The organism is Paenibacillus sp. LHD-117 (assembly GCF_030929555.1).
Classification (GTDB): Bacteria; Bacillota; Bacilli; order Paenibacillales; family Paenibacillaceae; genus Pristimantibacillus.
The window spans coordinates 17,132-40,091 of record NZ_JAVFVT010000049.1; the positions used below are offsets into that span (position 1 = coordinate 17,132).

The window sequence follows — 22,960 nt, forward strand, 5'->3', positions numbered from 1 at the left end:
ACTATTCCTCCCTTGGCATTCATGATTATGGTTCATTCCGTTCGCATACGTTTTCCCTAATGGTTTGTTACCGGCCCGTCCTGCTGCATGGCCGAGCTCGGACCGCTGCCATCGTGAATAATCGGCCATCCGTCTTTCCACTCGATTCGGTCGAGCATCAATACGCGGCCGGAAGTCGAAACATCTTTTAAGTTGTAAGCATGGTAAAGCAGCCAGTCCACTCCCGCTTCATCCTGAATAACGGCGTTATGGCCTGGAGCCAGAAAGTTTTCGTTTTTCTCCAGCATCGGGTTGTTCGGATACGCCTCGAACGGACCTTCAGGGGATTGGGCGCGCGCGACCATAACCGCATAATGTGCGGTCTGGCCGCTATTGTCCATACAGCAATAATCGCCGGAATAGAACATGTAATAATAATCGTCGCGTTTCACTACCCATGGCCCTTCTACCAGAGCGTCATACATTTCCCGGCTTTGCACGCCCGAATAGACGACGGCTTTCTCCTCCCCGATCACACTAAATCCGTCGTCGGCGAGCTGTTGTACGTAAATCGGCTGTTTATCCGAACCCCAATATAAATACCGTTTCCCGTCGCCGTCATCCAGCACGAAAGGATCGATCTTCTCGAATCCCGTTCCCCACACGACCGGCCCGCCGTAGTCCTTATAAGGACCTAACGGATGATCCGCGACAGCGACGCCAATCCCCATCCCTTTCAGCGGATCGCCGTCATTCACTTTGGTCGAGTAGTACACATAATATTTGTCATTGTAGAAGGTTAGATGAGGCGCCCACATGTAGTCGTACGTCGCCCAGGAGGGAACCTGCTCTACCGTGAATACCGATCCTTTCATCTCCCAATGGACCAAATCCTTAGAGCGCAAGATCGGCAACGGAATAAAAGATCCTTCATACTGACTTTGCGTCGTAACGGCGTAATAATAACCGTCCTCCGCCTTTATCACTGTCGGGTCCGGCGCATCGTGTTCAAACACCGGATTGGTATACGCCGTCTTGACACCCTGCTGCTCCTCATATAGATAAAATCTCCACGCCGCCAGGGATATGACGACAATGACGAGGAGCAGGGCCGCAAGCGTCATTCTGATTCGCCGCATACGCTCATTCTCCCGACGGAACGGGACACTCGGTATCGGAGGGAACCGGCTTGCCGAAATCAGGGTACCCTTCTGCCGTCCAACTGAACTTTTGCATCCGGGGCTGTCTCAATTCCATGCCGCCTTCCGATTTCGGAATCGCGTGATAGACGATCCAATCCTCGAGGCCGTCGGGCGATTGCGTAAAGCTATTGTGTCCAGGAGCGTATATGCCGGTTTCCGTACACTTCGCGAATACCGGACGTTCGCTTTTGGTCCAAGACTTCGGATCGAGAAGATCGCTCCCCTCGTCGGCTACGAGCATGCCTAACGAATAATCGTCCGACCAAGTCGTGCTAGCGGAGTATATAAGGAAAACCTTGCCGTTTCTTACGAGGAAACACGGCCCTTCGTTGATCGCCATTCCGCCTTGCTTCTCCCATTCGTATTCCGGTTTCGTCAACAACACTTCGGGCCCGGTCAGCGTCCATGGATTTTCCATCAAGGAAGCGTAGATCGCAGAACCGTAATCGGGAAAATGCCCGTAACCTGCATACATGAAATACAGATTTCCGCCATGCTCCAGAACCGTCCCGTCCAGACCCGGCAACGCAACATTGACGGCGCCTTTTTCCGTCCATATCCCTTTCGTTGGATCATCGCTTTCGTTTTCCAAAACATAAATTTTGCGGCCTGCATCTCCGCTCCCGTCACTTGCCGTAAAGTAGACGTACCACTTTCCTTGGATGAAGTGAATCTCCGGCGCCCACAAGTCCCGGCTGCCCGGACCTTCTTCAGGCGGAAGCCATATCGTTGTTTTGGGCGAAAGGGCAACTCCGCTCATCGATGGGGATCTGTGCAGATCCAGCCGATCACCGCATGTTACCATAAAGTAGTAGCAACCGTCAGAATGCCGATACATCCACGGATCCGCACCGCTGGCCATTATCGGATTGCGAAAAGTCTTGTTCGTCGTAAATCTCAATCTGTTCTCCCCCTGACTATCCTTTCATTCCTGTCAATGTGATGCCCTCAACGAAATAGCGCTGCGCGAAGAAAAACAATAATACGGTCGGAATCAACGCAAGCACCGACCCCGCCATAATGTAAGTCCACTGCGCATTGTAGAACCCTTGGAAGGACGCGAGTACAAGCTGAAGGGTAAATTTATTCGGACTGTTGATATAGATCAACGGGCCGAGAAAGTCGTTGTACCCCCCCAAAAAACCGAATATACCTTGAGCGACCAAAGCGGGTTTCGATAGCGGTAAAATAATTTTGATAAAAATTTGAATCGGATTCAGCCCATCCATCATCGCAGCGTCTTCGAGTTCCGAAGGAATGGTCATAAAAAACTGCCTTAGAAAAAACACCGCCGCAGCAGCTCCGAACATCCCGGGAATCATAAGCGGAAGCCAGCTGTCCACCCATCCGATCGATTTGTACAAAATAAAAGTAGGAATCATCGTAACGACGCCCGGAATCATCATCGTAGCAAGCAGCATGACAAACAGTACGTTTCGTGCCGGGAAATGAATGCGCGCGAATGCATATGCAGCGAGCGCGCTCGTAAACAAACCGATAAAAGTCGTCGGGACAATAATAATCATGGTGTTCATAAAACCATGAAGGAGATTGGCTTCTCCTAACACAAACAAATAATTGCTCCATTCAAAATTTGCGGGAATCCATTTCGGCGGCAGTTCGAAAACAGCACCTTCTTCTTTTAACGAGGTGGATAACATCCATAGGAATGGAACGGCCATCACTATGGCTCCGCAGATCAAAAACAAGTAAGCCGAAGCTTTCCGCAACCGATTGTTCGCTCTTTTCCTTGAATATCTCTCGCCAATCGCGGTATTCGACATTTGCTTTTCCTCCTATTCGTAATGCACCCAGCGACGAGACAACCGGAAATTAAGAAGCGTGATCGCCATAAGCAAAATGCCGAGCACCCATGCCATAGCCGATGCATATCCCATTTCCATATAGCGGAACGCGTTCTGGAACAAGTAATACACAATCGTAGTTGTCGAGTAATTAGGTCCGCCTTCGGTCATAATTTGAAATCTCGGGAAGTCCTGCATCGCGCTAATGATCGAAGTGATCAGAATAAATAATGTTGTAGGCGAAATACACGGAATCGTAATTTTCAGGAACCGCTGCCACCCGCTTGCTCCGTCAATTTCCGCCGCTTCGTAAAGACTGCCCGGCACTCCTTGAAGCGCCGCCAAATACAAGACCATGTTAAAGCCGAGACCTGCCCATACGCCTTGAATAATCATGGCCGGCATTGCCCAGCTTTCGCTACTAAGCCATGCGGGGCCTGTGATGCCGAACCAGCCGAGGAAGTTGTTCAACAATCCGTAATCCGCATTAAAGATCCATTTCCATAACAAAGTCATGGCAACGACAGAGCTGATCGTCGGCATAAAAAAGGCCGTTCGAAAGAAACGGATGCCGACTATTTTTTGATTCAAAGCGATTGCGATCGCAAGCGACAGTATCATCCCGAACGGGATGGAAAGAGCAGAGTACACGGTATTGCGCAAAGTTTTCCAAAATAGCGGGTCATTGAAAAGCAGTCGGCCGTAATTGTCGGTCCCCGTCATTTCCGGCGCGCGGTAACCGCTGTACTCGGTAAAGCTGACGTATACCGAAAAACAGATCGGAATCAAAGAAAAAAGCAGAAAGCCCAAAATCGGGGCAGAGATGAAGGCATACGCCCACACATACATTTTCCGTTTGTTGCTCACATCCACCCTCCTCCAATACTGCGGGAACAAGGGAGGAGCTTTATGTATGCCCCTCTCCCGTTCCAAAGCTATGTTCTATTTAAATATGGCCGGATTGCCTTCCTTGATCGCTTGATCGATCTTCGGCTTCAGTTCGTTTAACAATTCGGCGGCCGGCCGTTTGGCTTCCCACATCGGACCCAAATTTTGATTCAACATATCCCACCATTTGGCGTTCGGCAAGTTAGTCCAAGGACCCGGGATTTGATTTTCCGCCGCTTTAATGAACACTTCCGCATGCTCCGGCTTTTGTCCGGGTTGAAGGAAGACATCGGAGTTCGCCATCGACTTGAAGCTCGGAATCGCGAAGCCCATAAGCGACTGTTCCTTCTGCCCTTCCGGTCCGCCCAAATATTCCACGAGCTCGTAAGCCGCTTCCGCATGTTTTGTTTTGCTGTAAATACCGATTCCGACAGAACCGCTCCAGCCGCTCCATTGTCCGTTCGCAGGCAAAGGTGCGACATCCCAGTCGAAACTCAACTTGCGGTAAGTCGGAACCATCCAGCGCCCTTGAATCATCATCGCAAGTTTGCCGGTCTCGAACATCTGACCGTCATTCATCGCTTTCAGCGCCCGGCTGTCAGGTACGACCTTATGTTTGTGCGCCAGGTCAACCGCAAATTGCAGAGCATCCGAAGCTTCCTTGCCGTTCAGCAAAAATTCCTTCCGGTCGTCGCTCAAAAACTTGCCGCCGTTGCCAAGCACGAATCCTTCCCACCAAATCGGACCCATTCCGTATTGCTCGACTTTTTCGCCTTTTTTTACGGTCAGCTTCTGCGCTGTTTCCAGCAGCTGATCGAATGTCATTGGCGTATCGGCGCTTGGGAAAGGCACATTCATTTTGTTGAACAGATCTTTGTTGTAATACAGCACTGTCGGGCCGATATCCTTCGGCAATGCGTAGAGCGGTCCCTGCCCGATGACGGCGCCGTCGTAACGATAACGAATCAATGAAGACTCCCACATATCGGCCTTATCGATATTGCTTGCATCTACGTAATCTTCGATTGGCAGCAATAGGTCTTGGCTTACCCAACGTCCGAAGTCGCCATCAGGCACATAAAAGACGTCCGGGGCATCGCCTCCGGCCAAAATCGTATTCATCTTGCCTACATAGTCTTGCGGAATATGCAAGTATTCAACTTTGATGTTTGGATTTTTTGTTTCAAAGTCTTTAATTAATTTCGTGAATACTTCCTTCTCCGTCGGATCGCCCCAGCCTGCGAATTTAATTTTCACGGGCGCGGCTTCAGGAGTTGTGCCCCCGTCCGACGTACTGTCGCTTGCGCTTGGTTCGGAACTTGAAGTCGAGGCCTTATTATCGTCGTTACCAGTTGCGCATCCAACGGTGCTGCCGAACAATACCATCAACGCGGCAACGGCCCCTACTCTTTTTCTCCATTGATTCATAAGATTGATCTCCTTCACTTTAATTTTTCGAAACAGATTGTTTGTTTTAATTAATAATTGCTTGACCATTCCAATAACTTTGTTGCTTTTCACCCCCCATTTTGTTTGGAATGTTTTATTTCCCCTTCGCTTCTGAACCAAAACACTCATCTTTTTGTACACGCATCACGTTACAAAACAGATTATATGTTCAAAATAATATCCTGTCAACGCTTTCAAACAATATTTTTATTATTAATAACAAAAAAATAAGCGCAAAAGCGCTTATTTGAACAACATATTTGTTTCATTCGTTTTATTGTTCCTCTTTTGACTCGTAATGAAGCTTCATGATAATGTCCTGATCATAGTTTCCGAACCCGCGGCCGAATAAATTGAGGCCCCCTTTATGGACGGCGTCCGGTTTCACACCCAATTTAAAGCGGATATTGGAGTGCGAATCCATGTTCAGATCTTGTAAGGTAATGTCGGAAATTTTAGAATTATCAACCGTACTTTTGTGCTTGTCTACACGAAACGTTTTTAACAACCCGTATTGCGTGCTGCTGTCATGCCACCATTCCGGATTATTTTTGCCTCGGCGATCGCCGAAATCGCCTGGAGAGGTCCATGTTCCGATCTCGACGTTATTCATCCAAATCGTGATATCCGATGGCCAGTCGTTATTAAAATTAGGCGCTTCAGAGCATATTTCCAATGAAAATTCGATTGCTTTCAAGTCGATGTCGCGCGGCAGCGAGCGAGGAAACCGATATTCGATCCACCCTTGTCTCAGCCAGATGATTTCCGCCGTCCTGCATTCGGGAACAAAGAAGCTGAACGGATCGTCCTCGGGAATAACCATCGACTCGGTATTCGCGATCCCGCAAGTCGGCTGCACGTCAATATCGACGAAATGGCCGATGGGCATTTCGATTTCGTAGACTTGATCCTTGTTTTTGTACCCCTTAATCGGATTTAGAATCAATCTCACGTCGTCGAAATTCCTTTTGCATACTTTCATAGCGCCGCGGCTTGCCGGCAATATCTCGGTCAGAATAAGCCCTGCCTCTTCCAGCACCTTGACATTGATGCCAGCCGTAGAAACAGGTATTCCCAGCTTTTCGCCGATCTCATTAATATTCATGTTGTTATAATTCAAAAGCAGTTTAATAATCTTCAGCCTAGTGTGGGACGACAGCGCATGCGCAACCTTTACTAGTTGATCCGGTTCATTGATAGAGAGTTCCAGCATATAGAGTTCTCCAATTATAATATAAATTATGTTACTTATTATTTATTCTAAATGAATTACCTCTTTTTGTACATAGATCATCTTATAATTGCCATCAAGCGTAAATAAAACCGCCCGGCTAGTGGCCGAGCGGTTCCGTTTAGTCGAAGCGGCTTACGCTTTCTTTATTTCGCATGGATGCCAAGCCGCTCCAGCATATACCTTCTGACATCCTCCGCCAAATCCTCGCGCTCCAGCGCGAAATCAATCGTCGCTTGCACGAAACCCAGCTTGTCCCCTACGTCGTGCCTGCGGCCGTCGAACCGGAAAGCGGTCAGCGACGAGAGTCGGTTAAGCTCCTGCAGGCTGTCCGTCAGCTGGATCTCTCCCGCCTTTCCCGGTTTCGCGGATTCCAGCAGGCCGAAGATCGAAGGATGCAGCACGTAGCGGCCTACGACCGCATAGTTGGACGGCGCTTGCCCGGGCGCCGGCTTCTCGATGATATCCCTGACTCGCGATACGCGCTTGCCTTGTTCGATATCGACGATGCCGTATTTGTGCGTCTGGTCCCACGGCACTTCCATCACGGCGACCACGGACGACTGCTCTTCTTCGTAAATATCGATCATTTGCCTCAGACATGGCGGCTCCGAGGTAAGAATGTCGTCGCCGAGCAGCACCGCGAACGGTTCGTCGGCGATGAATCTGCGGGCGCATAACACCGCGTGTCCGAGCCCGAGCGGCTCCTTCTGCCTGACGTAATAAATATCCGCCAGCTGCGAGATCTCCTTCACGACGGACAACATCGTTTCGTTGTTGCGGGCTTCGAGCTCCGCCTCCAGCTCGTACGATTTGTCGAAATGATCCTCGATCGCGCGCTTATGACGGCCGCTGACGATCACGATGCTTTCGATGCCCGACCGCACCGCCTCTTCCACGATATATTGAATCGCGGGTTTATCGATGAGCGGCAGCATTTCCTTCGGCTGCGCTTTCGTCGCCGGCAAGAACCGGGTGCCAAGTCCGCCCGCGGGAATGACGGCTTTCCGGATGATGTTCCCCATACGCCTCTCCTCTCGATGACGCGCGCTGCATGCGTGATCAGCAGCGTCCTGTTTGCCTCCATCATACCTTTTTTTGGCGGCGTAAGCCAATATGGGCAGTCCGATTTGCAATTTCGTTACATTCGCCCGAGCGTTACATGAAGGTTGCATGAACTGTATTGACATTCGTTACAGTTAGTAATAACTTTAATGTACGAGTTACTCTTCCAAGCACGAACAATATAATGGAGGTATTATCGATATGCACAAAACTATTATTATCGGAACCGGCCCTGCCGGACTGACATCTGCCATCTACCTGGCTCGCGCCAACATGGAGCCGCTCGTCATCGAAGGCTGGCAGCCGGGCGGGCAATTGACGACGACAACCGAAGTCGAGAATTTCCCGGGTTTTCCCGACGGCATCCTCGGAAGCGAGCTCATGGACAACATGCGCAAGCAAGCGCAGAAGTTCGGCGCGACGTTCAAGACCGGCTCCGTGAAGAGCGTCGACTTCAGCAAACGCCCCTATACGCTTGAAGTCGAAGGGCTCGGACAGCTCCAGGCGGAATCGATCATCATCTCGACGGGTGCATCGGCCAAATATTTGGGCATTCCCGGCGAGCAAGAAAACATCGGCCGCGGCGTCAGCACCTGCGCAACATGCGACGGCTTTTTCTTCCGCGGCAAAAAGCTCATCGTCATCGGCGGCGGCGACTCCGCGATGGAGGAAGCGAGCTTCCTTACCCGCTTCGCGACCGAAGTTCGCGTCGTCAACCGTCGCGAGGAGCTTCGCGCTTCGAAGATCATGCAAGACCGCGCCCGCGGGAACGAGAAGGTCGCGTGGAGCCTGAACCGCACGCCGCTTGAAGTCGTTGCCGGCGAGAACGGCCTGCAAGGGCTGCGCGTACGCAACAACGAGACCGGCGCCGAAGAGCTGCTGGAAGCGGACGGCGTATTCGTCGCGATCGGCCATACGCCGAACACGGGCTTCCTGGGCGGCCAGATCGAGACGGACGCGCAAGGCTATATTCTCGTGAAGCCGGGCACGTCGGAGACGAATATTCCGGGCGTATTCGCTTGCGGCGACGTGCAGGACACGACGTATCGCCAGGCCATCACGGCCGCGGGCAGCGGATGCATGGCGGCACTCGACTGCGAACGTTATCTCGAGGCGCAGGCTCACGAAGCCGTCCATGCGTAACCTGCCGAACGCAGGCAAAAATTTTTGTAGTGCAATTAGGAAAAATCATGTATAATGAACCTTGTTGAGAGTTCAAAATATAAAGGCACTGCTACCGCATTCTTATGTTCGATCCACGCTTCGCGAGAGCGGCGCCGAACATTTTTAAGAAAAAGGTACAACCTCGGCTATCAAAGCAGAGGTTGTACCTTTTTTTTCGTTACTTACATCCATTATGAAGGAGAGATGGAAAATGTTATTAGAAGCGATCTATCACAGACCGAAACAAAATTGGGCGTACGCCTATGACGGCAAAACCATTCACTTGAGAGTGCGTACGGGACGCCGGGACGTCGAGCGCGTAGAAGCGATCGTCGGCGACAAATACGCGTGGGAGCAGACCGCAGACACCGTTCCGATGCGTCTGTTCGCAAGCGACGAGCGGTTTGATTATTGGGAGACCTTCGTCGTCCCTCCCTTCCGCAGACTTCGGTACGCCTTCCTGCTTACGAGCGGCGGCGAACGATTGCTGCTGACGGAGAAAGGCTTTGAGGAGAAGGTTCCGGATCACTGCCTTACGTTCTTCGACTTCCCGTTCCTGAATCCCGTCGACGTCTTCGAGCCGCCGGCTTGGGTGAAGGACGCCGTGTTCTATCAAATCTTCCCGGAACGTTTCGCTAACGGCGATCCGTCCTTGAACCCGGAAGGCGTAGAACCTTGGGGCGGCAAGCCGACGCCTTCAAACTTTTTCGGCGGCGACCTGCAGGGCGTCATCGACCATCTGGACCATCTGGCCCGGCTTGGCGTGAACGCAATTTATTTTACCCCGCTGTTCGAAGCGACGACCAATCATAAATACGACACGCAAGACTATCTGAAGGTAGACCCGCAATTCGGCTCGAACGAGAAGCTGAAGGAGCTCGTCGACATCTGCCATTCGCGCGGCATCCGCGTCCTGCTCGACGCCGTCTTCAACCATTCCGGCCGCACTTTCCAGCCGTTCGTGGACGCGCGCGAGAACGGCCAGAGCTCGAAGTATGCCGATTGGTTCCATGTGAGGGAATGGCCGCTTCAAGTCGTCGACGGCGTTCCGACGTACGAAACTTTCGCTTTCGAGCCGCTTATGCCGAAGTTGAATACGGAGAATCCGGAGGTCAAAGCATATTTGTTCGAAGTGGCGCGCTATTGGCTCGAGGAAATCGGCATTGACGGTTGGCGGCTGGACGTCGCGAACGAAGTCGATCACCAATTCTGGCGCGAGTTCCGCGCCGTCGTAAAAGGCGTCAATCCGGAAGCCTACATTCTCGGAGAGATTTGGCATGATTCCATGATGTGGCTGCAAGGCGACCAGTTCGATGCCGTCATGAACTATCCGTTCACGAACGCGGCGCTGGACTTCTTCGCCTATGGGAAAGGATCGGCCTCCGCATTCGCGAGCGCGATCGGCGCCCAGCTTGCCGCTTACCCGCAACAAGTGACGGAATCCGCGTTCAACCTGCTCGATAGCCACGATACGCCGCGTTTGCTCTCGCTATGCGGCGATCATGTCGGCCGGCTGAAGCTGGCGGCGCTCTTCCAAATGACCTATCCCGGCACGCCTTGCATTTATTACGGCGACGAAGTCGGCATGAACGGCGAAGGCGACCCAGATTGCCGCAAATGTATGGTCTGGGAGCCGCATGAGCAAGACGCAGCGTTGTTCGGCTTCTATCAAGACGCGATCGGATTGCGTCATGAATTCGAAGCGATGCGCGGCTCCGATATCGCATTCCTGCATGCGGGCGACGCGGATGGGCTGCTTGCATACGAGCGCCGCTCGGACGGTCAGCGTCTGTTGATTGCGATGAATGCGAGCGAGGAAGACGGAGAGATTGCGTGTTTGCCGTCGCATCGCGATGCAGCGGCAGGCTCGAGAGCGGTCTTCGCGATTCCGTTCCGCGGATTCAAGGCTGCAGGGTCTGATGCAGAAGCGGTAGATGGAAACCCAGAAGAAGTGTTGGCGTCCGAAGAAGTTGTTTCCTTGAGCAGCGAATTGCCTAACGCCGGCATCGATTCATTGAACGTACCGACAGAATGGAAAGTCGTCTTCTCCAGCGAGGATGCCTATCCGGTCGGAAGCATCTTGTCGACCGGCAAGGACGGCGTTCTTCCCCTGGCGCTTGGCGGATTTGGATACGTAGTGCTAAGGCAGGTTTAACGAGGGTTTGGAATCTGTCCGATCCGCAAAGACTGCCGAAGCGAGTTGACTTATCAATTGCGCAGGTGAGGAGGATGTCGGCATGAGCGAATTATTCCGGGAGACCGAGCCAACGGGACTCCCCCGTTCCGCCGCGAATGCGGCTTCGGCCGGACGGGAGTCGTCCATTTGGCGCAGCCGGGCATTCAGCCTTTATTTTGCCAGCTACAGTATTTCGTTAATGGGCAATACGTTCCACAGCATCGCGCTTAATTTATGGGTGCTGCAGACGACCGGGAGCGCGAAGCTCATGTCGCTCGTCCTCATTACCCATCTGGCTGCCGGCATGTTGTTCGGCTCGGTCGCAGGTACGATCGCGGATCGCGCGGATAAACGCAAGCTCATGTGGATGTCCGATCTGCTGCGGTTCGTTACCGTAGGCCTGATCGCGATCTGCATTGCCGTACCCGGCGTACCGTTCGCGGCCATTATTCTGTTGACCGCCTTAACGGCTTTCGTCGGCGTGTTCCGCACGCCCGCCTTCCAAGCTTCGCTGATCGAGGTGGTCGGCAAGGAGCGCGTGACGCAAGCATCCAGCGCGCTCACGTTGTCCGACAATTTGATCCGTATCGTCGGTTTCGCGCTCGGCGGGATGGCCGTAGCGCTCCTCGGGGGCACGGTCGCCATTGCCATCGACGCCTTCGCCTTCCTCATATCGGGGCTGCTGCTGTTCGCGGCAGGGCGGTTCCCGTATGCGGCGGATGCGGAATCGGCGGCAAGCACGGAACGCAAGCGGCTTTCGTTCAAGGAAGACTTCACGGCGGGACTTCGTTTCGTTTGGGGCAGCCCACTTACCCGAGCGGCTCTGATTCTGCTTCCGCTCTTGATGTTCTTCTTTCTATCCAACTTCATGCTCGTGCAGGTTATGGCCGTAAAAGTGTGGAAGGCCTCTCCGCTCGTGTTCGGTCTATTGGAGGCGTGCATTCCGCTCGGGTATATTATCGGCTCCCTTTTCCTGCTGAAATTCGATCGGCTGCTGAAGCGCAAAGGCCGATGGATGATGGGCGCCATGGCGGGCATGGGGCCGCTATTCGCGGCTATCGCCCTCGCGGGCGAGACGCTCGTCGCGCTGCCTCTTATCCTGATCGTCGGCTTGCTGTTCTCCTTCTGTACGACGATTGTCTTCATCCTGCTCCGAATCGGCGTCGAATCCGACATGCAGGGGCGCGTCTTCGGCCTGTTCGGCGCGGTCACGAGTGTGACGCCTCCCGTCGGCTTAGCCGTGTTCTCCGCGTTATCGGATGAGTATGGACCAAGCCCGATCATGCTCGGCAGCGGCATCGCCATGCTCGCGCTCGGAATCGTCGCGCTGCTGACGATGAGGCAGCTGAGAGAGGTAACCTAGGGAATCGGCACCTTCGACACTTTTGAGCAAAACGTAAGACCTACGCATTCCCGCGTAGGTCTTCTTTGCTTCTCGCAACCGCAAACCTCTCTCCTGTTGCAAACCTCCCTATCGTCGCTCACCAATAAAATATTGCATAACGTACAGCATTTTACGGGCTAGAAGAACAGGAATAGGTAGCGTCAAGAATTATGTGTAAGCTGGTGGATATTACCTTCGAGATCGGAAGTTGGATTGTAGTATGAATGTTCTGACGACTTTTGCTAGGGGGCATCCCCCACCGGTGATTTGGATTTATGGGTATCATTCCCATTCCGCGTTTTATGACTGCGGATAACGTTGCTCGAACATTACAGTTAGTTCTTTCTTCACTTCAGCGTTACCGAAGCCCGTTACCACGCGATTGCCATACCGTTCGTTGTAAGCAATGATGTCCAGATAGACGATTTTCTCTACAGCATCCATGTTCGTGAGGCTGTTCATCGGCTTGAGCCGCTTTCGAAATCTTTGTTCATACGTTCGATTGGGTTTGAGGTGTAGATAGCTGCCTTGATCATCGCCGGGTACTTGTAAAAGGTCAATAGTGTGGATAATTGATTCTCCCAAGACTGAATCTCCTTCGGGTATTGCTTGCCCCACTTGGCTTTCACGCTATCAAAAGCAGCCAGTGCAAGCTCGTGATCAAGCGCATTGTAGATCGTCTTTAAATCGTCGATGAACTCTGTCTTGTGCTGAACGCGGATCTTCGGAAATGTCGCCCGAACTTTGTGGACCACGCAGTGCTGAACGTCTGCTTTCGGATAGGTCTCTTTGAAGGCCTCATCCAGCCCTGACAAGCCGTCGAAGACGCCAAGCAGAACTTCTTTTGCTCCGCGGTTGTAAAGGTCCTTCAGCACGTCACGCCAGCCGTTGGCACTCTCATGTCCACCAACGTAGAACCCAAGAATCTCACGATGGCCGTCTTCGTCGATCCCTAAGGCAAAGTAGATCACTTCGCCGCTGACCGTGCTGCGCTTCAGCTTGACGTACATACCGTCTAGATAGATGACGGAATAGCGTTTTTGAAGCGGTCTTTCGTGCCAAGCTTGAATGTCTTCCAAGACGGTTGCTGTGATGTTGCTGACGGTCGTCGGGGAGTAGTGGCTTCCAAACATGCTCTCGATGAAGCGTGCGACATCACGGGTCCCCATACCGCTTTTATACATTTGGATAACCGCTTCCTCTAGCCATCCGTCACGGCGCTGGTATGGTTCAAACACTTGTGTCTGAAACTCACCAGCACGGTCCCGCGGTACCGTCAAATCTTGGATGTCGCCAAACTTCGTGTGGAGGTTGCGTTTATAATAGCCGTTGCGACTGTTCCGCTTCCCGGAGTCGGTCGAGTCCATGAATGCTTCAATTTCAGCACGCATGATGGACTCCAGATTGTTCTTCACAAATTCAGTGACAACATTTTCAAATAGATTGTGCAGCATATTTTCGGGTATAGTATTCATCGAGTAGGGTTCCTTTCTTGGTGACTTCGCAATCCCGAGAATACCCTACTTTTTTGTGTCTTGGGAAGACTCCAAAACTTGGTACACAGAATACTTTACACCATCCAGGAATACGTCAATTACTGCAAAATGTGCAGCAATTTCCTCAGAAAAAGCCCGAATCCGCTCCTATATCTCTAAAAATCCTGCACATTTGCAGGAATCGGCAAGTTGGCTTTCATTCGAAGAAAAAATGCGGTATGAACTACAGGAATTGCCGTGCCCGGGGAGGGCAGTTCCCAGCCGCACTGCCTGACCTCGGTCAGAGCAGAACAAAAAGCCAGGCGATCGAGCATGCCGCGCTCGCCGCCTGGCCTCATTTGATTTACTTCAAGATAACCGTGCTGTACGGCGGAAGCGACAACGTCGCTCCTTCCAGCTTCGCCCCATCGTTCGTGCTACGGACAATCTCCTTGAACTCGCCGAACGTATCGGAAGCCGTCAGCTCCGCCGTCCGAGTCTCGCCCGTCAAGTTGTGGACGACCAACGCGCGCTCCGACTTCGTCATCCGAACATAGGCGCTGACCCCAGCAATCGCTTCGGCCATCTTATATTCCCCGATGCCGCCGTCACGGAGAGCCGGCTCTTCGTTGCGCCAGCCGATCAGCGTCTTGTAGTGCGCAAGCAGAGAGGATTCATCGTTAAGCTGCGACTCCACGGAAACACCGCTTCCCGGCAACGCAAACCGCGGCGCAATCCACGAAGTCTGCCCTTCCCCGCCTTCGGCCGAGGCGTGCCATAGCATCGGCTCGCGGATATATTCATCCGGCTTCATGCCGGTCATGCCGATCTCTTCGCCGTAATAGAGAAACGGCGTACCCGGCAAAGTGAGGAGCAGGGACGCAGCCATCCGCGCATGATCCAAGTTGCCGCCGAGCATGCTCATGACCCGGTTCTGGTCATGGTTGCTGAGGAATGGGGCGTCCAGAAACGCGCCCCCCGACTTCGCCTCGTACGCGCCGTACACTCTGCCGAGCGAATAGGCCAGATCGGGATCGCGTTCGGTCTGCGCCGCGCTAATCAGCTTGCCCGCCAGATCGAAGTGGAACGCAGAATCCAGCGCCTTGTCGAAGTAGGGCGCGATCACCGAAACGGAATCCCATACTTCCCCGATCAAATAAACATCCTGCTTCGCCGCCGCGAGCCCTGCGCGGAACTCCTGCCACCAGGCCAGATTGTCCGCTTGCACTTCGGGTTTGTTCACGGTGGACGCAAAGTCGCCGTAAATATGTTTGGCCGCGTCGAGACGGAAGCCGTCGAGGCCTTGATCGAGCCAATAGCGGCCGATTTTGATCATCTCTTCGCGAACCTTCGGTTCTTCGAAGTTGAGATCTGGCATGCCGCTCCAGAACACGCCTAAATACTTCAGGCTCCCGTACGGATGCCACGGATTGCCGCCGACCGCGCCGTCCGCCTGAAGCTGCTCGTCCTTGCCGGCGATCGTATACCAGCTCCGGTACGGGCTGTCGGGATTCGCCAGCGCATCCTTGAACCACGGATGTTCGCTGCTCGTATGATTCACGACCAGATCCATGATCACCTCGATATCCCGTTTATGCGCTTCGTCCAGCAGCCGTTTCAAATCCTCGAGCGTCCCGTACTCCGGATTCACCGTATAATAATCCGTTACGTCATAGCCGTGATAGCTGGGCGAGGCATTGATCGGCATGAGCCAAATGCCGCCCACGCCGAGCTCATCCAAGTAATCGAGCTTCTCCGTCACGCCGTTCAAATCTCCGATTCCGTCCCCGTTCGTGTCGTAGAACGAGCGAACGAAAATTTCGTAGAACACGCGCGATGGCTGCTCGTCGACTTCATAGGAAGCCGGGACGGGCGTTTGGTCCGACGACGTTTGAGAGTTTCCGTTCCCGCTTCCGTCCGTCCCCGCTCCGGCGTCGGTTTCATTGCCCGCCGCGTCATTCGCGTTCGTGCAGCCCGCAAGCAGCGCGGCCGCCAGCGCGAACGCCAGCGCCGCGCGTTTCCATCCTAGCTTCGAAGCCACCGGCATCATCCCTTCGACGCGCCAGAAGTCAATCCTTGCACGAGGAACCGCTGCAGGAAGACGAACAGAAGCGTGATCGGAATCGCGATCAGTACGGCGCCAGCCGCGAACAACGTGAAGTTGCTGTTCTGATAGGAGTTGACGAGATCCCACATGCCGACCGCGAGCGTCCAGTTTTCCTTGGAACGAAGCACCAAGCGGGCAAAAATAAAGTCAACCCAAGCGCCGGTAAACGTCGTCAGCGCAACGTACGTCAGCATCGGCTTCGACAGCGGAAGCATGATGCGAAGGAAAACCTGCAGATGCGTCGCGCCATCGATGCGAGCCGCTTCGTCGAGGCTGCGCGGAATCGTGTCGTAGAACCCTTTGACGACGAAGCCGCCCAGCACCGAGCCTGCGGAATAGACGAGGATCAACGCCGCATGCGTGTCCAGCAAGTTCAGCTGCAGCAGCACGATGAATACCGCGATCATGCTCATGAATCCCGGGAACATGCCCAGCACCAGCAGCAAGGTAAGCGTCTGCTTCCGGCCGCGGAAGCGGAACCGGGATAACGCGTACATGCTCAGCGTCACGAGAATCGTCGAGAAAATCATGGACAACGTCGCGATCTTCAGCGTGTTCAAATACCAAGCGCCGTATCGGAAGCTCGGATTCGTGAACAGCTCCTTATAATGAACGATCGTAAATTCCTCCGGAATGAGCGTCGGGCTGAACAGCGAGGTTCCGGGCCTCAGCGAGGACAGCAGCACCCAAAGGGCGGGATACAGCGCGCAGACCGCAATTATGATGAGAATAGCGTAGCTTACGGTCAGACGTAGCACATTCGCGGATTTCCGTCCCATTTTCATTGAATCATGTCCTCCTCTTTGTAGGATCTCGAACGACGGTAGCTCCAAATCGAAAGCGATGCTACGATCAGGAAGATGATGATGCCGATCGCCGACGACATGTTGAACTGGTTGTTGTTAAGCGTCAGCTTATACAGCCACGTGACGAGCAGGTCCGTGCTTCCCGCGTACTGGTACTTGCCGTTGACCGGATCGCCGTTCGTCAGCAGGAAGATGACGTTGAAGTTGTTGATGTTGCCCGCGAACTGCATGATCAGAATTGGGGCGGTCGAGAACAGAATGAACGGCATCGTGATGATTTTGAACTTTTGGAAGCCCGTCGCTCCGTCCACGTCCGCCGCCTCGTACAGATCCTTCGGAATCGCCGTCAGAATGCCCATGATCAGAACCATGGAGACCGGGATGCCGACCCACATGTTGACCAAAATGACGGTAGCTTTCGCCCAGATCGGGTCGGTCAGCCAGGGCAGCTTGCCAAGACCGAAATAAGAAAGATATTGGTTGATCGGACCGAATTGGCCGTTGAACAGATTGCGCATAACAAGCAGAGAGATCAGCTGCGGGATCGCGTATGGCAAAATAAAGATCGTGCGCCATAGCTTCTTGAACCGCACGCCCTTCGATTCGACGAGGATCGCGACCAGCATGCCGCCGAAATACGTCGTGGCGGTTGCGATGACCGCCCACACGATCGTCCAGGAGAATACGCTGAAGAACGTCCGGCTCCATGTTTTCAAAGTCAACAAATTGGCGAAGGTTTCGAAACCGACCCAGTCCACCAAGGATTTCGGCGGAATATGATTAGGCGACGCGTAGTTCGTGAATGCCAGCATGATCATGAAAACAATCGGCATGATCGTCAGGAATAAGACGCCGAGCGCTGGAATGGCAAGCATCAGATGCGGGAAACCGCGATCCGTCAGATGCGCCCACGACTGCTTGAAAGCCGCCGGTTCCCCGCCGCCGTCCCTCAGCCTTCCCGTCAGGTACGCGTCGCGAATGTTCAGAATATAGACAACCAGAAAAATGACGAAAACGAATAAGGTAATTAATCCGCTAATAAGCAAATAGATGGAATGATCCCCATCCACCCGTACCATAAGCTTGCCGACTTTTTGCAGGCCTTGCGTTTTTTCGCCCAGGGTTACGACGCCCCAGACCGCTTTCCCTAAATTTGGGATGAAATAAAACAACGCTGCCGCGTAGGCAGCCATCAATATGAAACCCTTTATGAATTGGCGGTTATAAAGTTGGCCAAGTCCCATAACTAGCACAGACAACGTAGCCGCAATTCCGCGATGACGATTCATTCCGCCTGGCTCCCTTCCTTTCGTCTGAACATCGGTTCACCCGCCGGTCGAGCCGGCGGGCGAGCTTTCGATGCTTCTGCTTATTATTGTGCTGCTGTGCCGTTGTTCGCGTCTTTGATTTGTTGAACCGCGTTGTCCAGCGCTTCCTTCGCGTCTTTTCCCGTATTCCATACATCGGAGAACGCGGCCGCGATCGGGCTCCATACGTTGCCCATCTCAGGGATGGAAGGCATTGGCGTGGATTGGTTGAATTGCTCCAGGAAACCTTTGACGATTTCGTTGCTTTGAATGCTTTGGTCCGCGGCTGCTTCCTTGTTCGCCGGAAGCGTGCCCGACATTTCAAAGTCCTTCAGCTGCGCTTCCTTCGTGGAAGCGAAACGCGCAAACAGACGGGAAGCGTTCGGATATTTAGAGAAGCTGTTCACGTACCAAGCTTTGACGCCGGAGAAGGAAGAAGCCGGCTGGCCGTTAATGCTTGGAAGCGGCGCTACGCCGAAATCGATTCCAGCGTTTTTGTAATCCGCGATCGTCCAAGGGCCGTTGATGTCCATTGCCAGCGTGCCGGAAGTGAACAGGCCTTTTTTGATGTCATACGTAATGTCGCCGGAGTTCATCGGAAGGATGCTGTCCTTCAGGGAACCGTAATATTTGATGCCCGCGATCGCGCCTTCGTTGTTCAGGCCGATGTCATCTTTGTTTTGGCCGTTGTCGCCATATACATATCCGCCCGTGGAGATGAACGGATAGTTGAAGTAGAAGTTGCCTACTTCCCACATGAGAGCGTATTTGTTTGCTGCCGGATCGTTAAATGTTTTGGCGAATTCGACGATTTCGTCGAATGTTTTCGGAGGCGTCGGCATCAACGCTTTGTTGTAGAACAGCGCATAGGTTTCTACCGAACGCGGGTAGCCGTACAGCACGTTATCGTAAGAAACCGCGTTAACCGCGTTGTCCGCGTTTTCGCTGCGGGATTGCTCTTCGAAGTAATCGTTCGGAAGAACGAGACCTGCGGATACCGCTTTGCCAAGGTTGTCGTGAGGGAACACGACGACGTCGGCGCCCAGACCGGCAGGGCCGTCGGAAATCAATTTGTTCACTTGGTCGGCTGCGCCGATCTCTTCGACTTTTACGTCGATGCCGTATTTGGCCGTAAATTCTTTGGCGATGGCTTCTACGAAAGGACGTTGTTCCTTGGATTCCCATACGAGCAGAGTCGCGCCGTCTTCCGGGTTCAGATCGTCTTCAGCGGCAGCCGCGTCGTTACCTGCATTGTTAGCGCCATTGTTTGCTGCATTTGTCGCTTCCGCGCCGCCGTTGTTCGCCGCCCCGCCATTGTTTCCGTTGTTCGCGCCGCATGCCGTTACCGCGAACATCGCGATAATCATAGATGAGACTAGCCATTTTTTCATTGTTTTTGATCCCCTTCCAAAAATAAATGTAAAATTCCAGAACTCGCGCTTTCCTTTGGCTTACGCAAATTAGCGTTGCAAGAACAGATTATAACCGCATCCAACAATTTGCGCAAACGTTTGTACAAATTTCACAAAAAATTAGCAGCCCGACGTATGTTTCGTTATGAAACCACTAATAATTTGCAAATATGTCCAATTGAAAGCGTTCTATTCTTGATTTCACTATACAACATGACATGCAATTTGTTAAAACGTTTGCACAGATCATTTTCTCGTTAGATTCCCATTTAAACTCGATTTTCCTTTCAATTTCTCCCCTATGCTCAGTTTTTTGTCATTTGTGCTAAAGCATTAGCAAGATATATATTTACTTGTGAGCAACAATTGCATTAGGATGGACATAATATCGTCATGTAACAATTGGAGGCTCGTCAATCATGGTTACTATAAAAGATATCGCGAAAGCAGCGGGGGTCTCGCCCTCCACCGTATCCCGGGTCGTTTCAAACCACCCTAGGATCAGCAAAGCCACAACGGAAAAAGTCAAACGAATCATGGACGAAATGGGGTACCATCCCAATGTAATGGCGAAAAGCCTTGTGTCCAAAACAACCCGCACGCTGGCGATCCTGCTGCCGCGTCCCGCGGAAGAACTGTTCCAAGACTTCTTCTTCGGTGAGCTTCTTAGAGGCATTCTCGCTCAATCGACGCGGGCTGGCTATGACATGCTGCTAGCCGCGGCCACTTCCCAGCACGACGAGAAAGAGACAATCTCCCGGCTCGTGCTCGGCAGGCGCGTAGACGGCATCATCCTGCTCTCCGCGCGCAAGAACGATCCGCTTATTGAAATGCTGAACAAACACGGCTTCCCTACCGTGCTTGTAGGCCGTCCCGAAGGAAATGTGAATATTCTCTCCGTCGATAACGACAACGAGCAAGCGGCCTACGACGCGACTCATCATCTCATTATCCAAGGACACGAGAGGATCGGATTCGTGAGCGGGCCTCCCGAACTCACCGTGTCCCACGACAGGATGACCGGTTATCGAAGAGCGATGAACGAAGCAGGCCTTCCCATGCGGAGCGAGTGGATCGTCGAAGGCGAGTTCCTTCAGCAAAGCGGTTATCGCGCCATGTCCTTCATGATGGGGCTTCCGGAGCGGCCCAGCGGCCTTGTCGTCATCGACGACGTCGTAGGTTTCGGCGTACTGCGCGGCCTTAGCGAGCTCGGTTTTTCCGTCCCGCAGGACATCAGCCTCGTCAGCTTCAACAACATCGCGTTGTCTGAGCTTGCGACGCCCCCGATAAGCTCCGTCGATATCGGGACGTACCAGCTTGGTTATTCCGCCTCGCAGCTGCTGATCCGCCATATTAACGAAGATGACATTTATCAAGAACGGATGATCATTCCGCACCGGCTCATCGTCAGGGATTCATCCATCCTATCCGTTAGCAAAAGGAGCTAATCACATGTCCAGCAACAACAAACCGTTTCTAATCGACGCGATCGTCGGCAATTCCTCCATGCTAGCTTCCATGGGACGCACCGGCAGGATGTACCGGCTATGGTGGCCGAACATTGATACGCCTCAGCATGTAGACGCCATGCGCACGGGCATTCAAATCGAAGGCGCCGCCGTCTCTTGGTTCGACGACAGCGCAGATGGATGGCGGCATGAAGCCGCCTATGCGAAAGGCTCCAATACGCTTATCGTAAAAGCTTCCTCGCCATCGTCGCCGATTTCGATCGACAGCCGTCATTTTGCAGTCCCGGGACAGGATTTGCTCGTTCGCGAATACACGTTTTCGAACACCGGGGCGAGCTCGGCATCGTTCCGATTCGTCGTTCACTCCTCCTTCGTCATTAGCGAGAACGGGCTCTATAATACGACCATGTTTAATCATGAGTCCGACGCATTGATCCATTTCCGCCATGGTTACTTTTTTGCATTAAGTTGTGCAAACGTATGCGCAAAATTCCAAGCCGGATTGCCATGGGAATCCGAAGCCGCACAAAACGGCGAGCTCGCCGGCAATGTCATCGACATGCGCCCGGATGGCGCTATGGCATGGCAGATCGACGAGCTGAAGGCCGGCGAATCCGTTACGCTGCCGCTTTACATCGCAGCGGGACGAAGCGAGGAGCAAGCGCTTGAGGCACTCCGGTTAGCGAAGAGCAAAGCGAGCCGCGATTGGGCGGACGAGACGGATCGTTACTGGCGCGAATATTTGGAGGCGGCTACGCCTTGCCCGGTCGATAACGAAGAGCTGAAGGAGGTCTACGACCGCTCCCTGCTTATGTTCAAGCTGATGTCCGACGAGAAGACGGGCAGCATCATCGCCGCGCCAGAGTTCGACGAGCGGTTCCAGCGCTGCGGGGGTTATTCCTACTGCTGGGGAAGAGACGCGGCCTACATTACGACGGCGCTCGACCTCGCAGGCTTATACGATCTGACCGACCAGTTCTACGCCTGGACGCTTAGCGCGCAATCGCCGGACGGTTCGTGGCAGCAGCGCCATTATCACGACGGCAGTCTCGCTCCGTCCTGGGGTCTTCAGATCGACGAAGGCGCCTCGATCCTATGGGGCATGTGGCAGCATTATTTGGTCAAACATGACGGCGCGTTCGCCGATTCCGTATGGCCGGCAGTCCGGAAAGGCGCTTCGTTCCTCGCCGGCTTCATCGACGAAAGCAGCGGCCTTCCGAAGCCGAGCATCGATCTGTGGGAGGAGCGCGAAGCCTCGCATACTTATTCCTCGGCCGCCGTTTATGGCGGATTAACGGCTGCGGCGAGCTTCGCCGAGCTTGCGGGAGAGTCGGGCCAAGCTTCGGAGTGGCGTGGGCTCGCGGCAAGGATCGCCTCCTCCATCCAATCCGACTGCTGGGATGATGCGTCCGGCCATTATTTGCGCGGGGTTAACCTATCCGTAAGCGCGGAGAAGTACGACCATTTTGTCGCCGATGACAGAGAAGGCTACGTGCTGGAGCTGAGCAAAGGCTACCGTAAACATGTGATGAAACAAGATCCGATCGTTGACATCAGCTTGATCGGCTTGTCGGTACCGTTCGAGGCCGTGTCCGCGGATGACGAGCGGATGCGCAAGACAGCGGACGCAATCGAGGCGTCCTTGACGGTGCCGGGCGTCGGCGGAATCAAACGTTACGAGGACGATATCTACATCGGCGGGAACCCGTGGATTTTGACGACGCTGTGGCTGGCCCACTACCGGATCGCGATCGGCGAGCTGGATGCCGCGAAAGAACTGCTGAACTGGGCGGTGGCGCACCGCACCGAAACCGGCTTGTTGCCGGAGCAGGTCGACAAAACGACCGGCGAGACCGCTTGGGTCGTGCCGCTCACGTGGTCGCACGCGATGTTCGTGCTGACGCTGTTCATGCTGGCTGACGCGGAAGCGAAGATTTGATCGTACGGATGGCGGAAGACCGGGCGAGGGAATATCCCTTTGCCCGGTCTTTTGTTTTGGTGGGCGACTTCCGAACGACTGCAAGATGCGACTTGACAAACC

General features: G+C 53.5%; 17 protein-coding genes and 1 pseudogene. 5 read left to right on the forward strand and 13 right to left on the reverse strand.

Features of this window, described 5'->3' with window-relative positions; translation table 11 throughout:
- Positions 1-56: 56 nt before the first annotated feature.
- The 7 genes from RB620_RS27315 to galU all read right to left on the reverse strand — a co-directional run bounded on the left by RB620_RS27315 (position 57) and on the right by galU (position 7,579).
- Positions 57-1,118: a glycoside hydrolase family 43 protein gene (locus tag RB620_RS27315; protein ID WP_308099950.1), complete on the reverse strand. Its 1,062-nt coding sequence runs from the start codon at positions 1,116-1,118 to the stop codon at positions 57-59.
- Positions 1,119-1,122: 4 nt separating this feature from the next.
- Positions 1,123-2,082, reverse strand: coding sequence for a glycoside hydrolase family 43 protein (locus RB620_RS27320; RefSeq protein ID WP_308099952.1), 960 nt, complete (start codon positions 2,080-2,082; stop codon positions 1,123-1,125).
- A gap of 16 nt (positions 2,083-2,098) precedes the next feature.
- Positions 2,099-2,965, reverse strand: coding sequence for a carbohydrate ABC transporter permease (locus tag RB620_RS27325; RefSeq protein WP_308099954.1), 867 nt, complete (start codon positions 2,963-2,965; stop codon positions 2,099-2,101).
- Between the two features lie 12 nt (positions 2,966-2,977).
- The gene (locus tag RB620_RS27330) at positions 2,978-3,853 is read right to left on the reverse strand and encodes a carbohydrate ABC transporter permease (RefSeq protein WP_308099957.1); all 876 of its coding nucleotides are present in this window, start codon (positions 3,851-3,853) and stop codon (positions 2,978-2,980) included.
- 75 nt (positions 3,854-3,928) lie between these two features.
- Positions 3,929-5,302: an ABC transporter substrate-binding protein gene (locus RB620_RS27335; protein ID WP_308099959.1), complete on the reverse strand. Its 1,374-nt coding sequence runs from the start codon at positions 5,300-5,302 to the stop codon at positions 3,929-3,931.
- A 295-nt stretch (positions 5,303-5,597) separates the two neighbouring features.
- Positions 5,598-6,536 carry an ArsR/SmtB family transcription factor gene (locus RB620_RS27340; RefSeq protein ID WP_308099961.1) on the reverse strand — a complete coding sequence of 313 codons (939 nt, stop codon included), beginning with the start codon at positions 6,534-6,536 and terminating at the stop codon, positions 5,598-5,600.
- A 164-nt stretch (positions 6,537-6,700) separates the two neighbouring features.
- On the reverse strand, positions 6,701-7,579 hold the full coding sequence (gene galU / locus RB620_RS27345) for a UTP--glucose-1-phosphate uridylyltransferase GalU (RefSeq protein WP_308099963.1): 879 nt from the start codon (positions 7,577-7,579) through the stop codon (positions 6,701-6,703).
- A 241-nt stretch (positions 7,580-7,820) separates the two neighbouring features.
- Here galU and trxB point away from each other — a divergent pair, with 241 nt between their 5' ends.
- The 3 genes from trxB (at position 7,821) to RB620_RS27360 (ending at position 12,322) form a co-directional block, all read left to right on the forward strand.
- Positions 7,821-8,762: a thioredoxin-disulfide reductase gene (trxB, locus tag RB620_RS27350; protein WP_308099965.1), complete on the forward strand. Its 942-nt coding sequence runs from the start codon at positions 7,821-7,823 to the stop codon at positions 8,760-8,762.
- Positions 8,763-8,994: 232 nt separating this feature from the next.
- Positions 8,995-10,938 (forward strand): glycoside hydrolase family 13 protein, encoded by a 1,944-nt coding sequence (locus RB620_RS27355; protein ID WP_308099967.1) that lies wholly within the window; start codon positions 8,995-8,997, stop codon positions 10,936-10,938.
- Positions 10,939-11,020: 82 nt separating this feature from the next.
- A complete protein-coding gene (locus RB620_RS27360; protein ID WP_308099969.1) occupies positions 11,021-12,322 on the forward strand; it encodes an MFS transporter in 1,302 nt (433 codons plus the stop codon).
- Between the two features lie 321 nt (positions 12,323-12,643).
- On the opposite strand, the pseudogene RB620_RS27365 reads toward RB620_RS27360, so the two are convergent.
- From RB620_RS27365 to RB620_RS27390, 6 genes and pseudogenes are all read right to left on the reverse strand, one after another.
- Positions 12,644-13,818, reverse strand: a pseudogene (locus tag RB620_RS27365) (IS256 family transposase).
- Positions 13,819-13,994: 176 nt separating this feature from the next.
- On the reverse strand, positions 13,995-14,153 hold the full coding sequence (locus tag RB620_RS27370; RefSeq protein ID WP_308099972.1) for a hypothetical protein: 159 nt from the start codon (positions 14,151-14,153) through the stop codon (positions 13,995-13,997).
- Positions 14,154-14,182: 29 nt separating this feature from the next.
- Positions 14,183-15,865 (reverse strand): alpha-amylase family glycosyl hydrolase, encoded by a 1,683-nt coding sequence (locus tag RB620_RS27375; protein ID WP_308100002.1) that lies wholly within the window; start codon positions 15,863-15,865, stop codon positions 14,183-14,185.
- Positions 15,865-16,704 (reverse strand): sugar ABC transporter permease, encoded by an 840-nt coding sequence (locus RB620_RS27380; protein ID WP_308100005.1) that lies wholly within the window; start codon positions 16,702-16,704, stop codon positions 15,865-15,867. The genes RB620_RS27375 and RB620_RS27380 overlap by 1 nt, the downstream gene beginning before the upstream one ends.
- A gap of 2 nt (positions 16,705-16,706) precedes the next feature.
- The gene (locus RB620_RS27385) at positions 16,707-18,020 is read right to left on the reverse strand and encodes a carbohydrate ABC transporter permease (RefSeq protein WP_308099974.1); all 1,314 of its coding nucleotides are present in this window, start codon (positions 18,018-18,020) and stop codon (positions 16,707-16,709) included.
- Positions 18,021-18,103: 83 nt separating this feature from the next.
- Positions 18,104-19,429, reverse strand: coding sequence for a sugar ABC transporter substrate-binding protein (locus RB620_RS27390; protein ID WP_308099976.1), 1,326 nt, complete (start codon positions 19,427-19,429; stop codon positions 18,104-18,106).
- Positions 19,430-19,869: 440 nt separating this feature from the next.
- Here RB620_RS27390 and RB620_RS27395 point away from each other — a divergent pair, with 440 nt between their 5' ends.
- Together RB620_RS27395 and RB620_RS27400 are read left to right on the forward strand one after the other, a co-directional pair.
- Positions 19,870-20,898, forward strand: a complete 1,029-nt coding sequence (locus RB620_RS27395) for a LacI family DNA-binding transcriptional regulator (RefSeq protein WP_308099978.1) — start codon at positions 19,870-19,872, stop codon at positions 20,896-20,898.
- Between the two features lie 4 nt (positions 20,899-20,902).
- On the forward strand, positions 20,903-22,858 hold the full coding sequence (locus tag RB620_RS27400; RefSeq protein WP_308099980.1) for a glycoside hydrolase family 15 protein: 1,956 nt from the start codon (positions 20,903-20,905) through the stop codon (positions 22,856-22,858).
- Positions 22,859-22,960 lie beyond the last annotated feature (102 nt).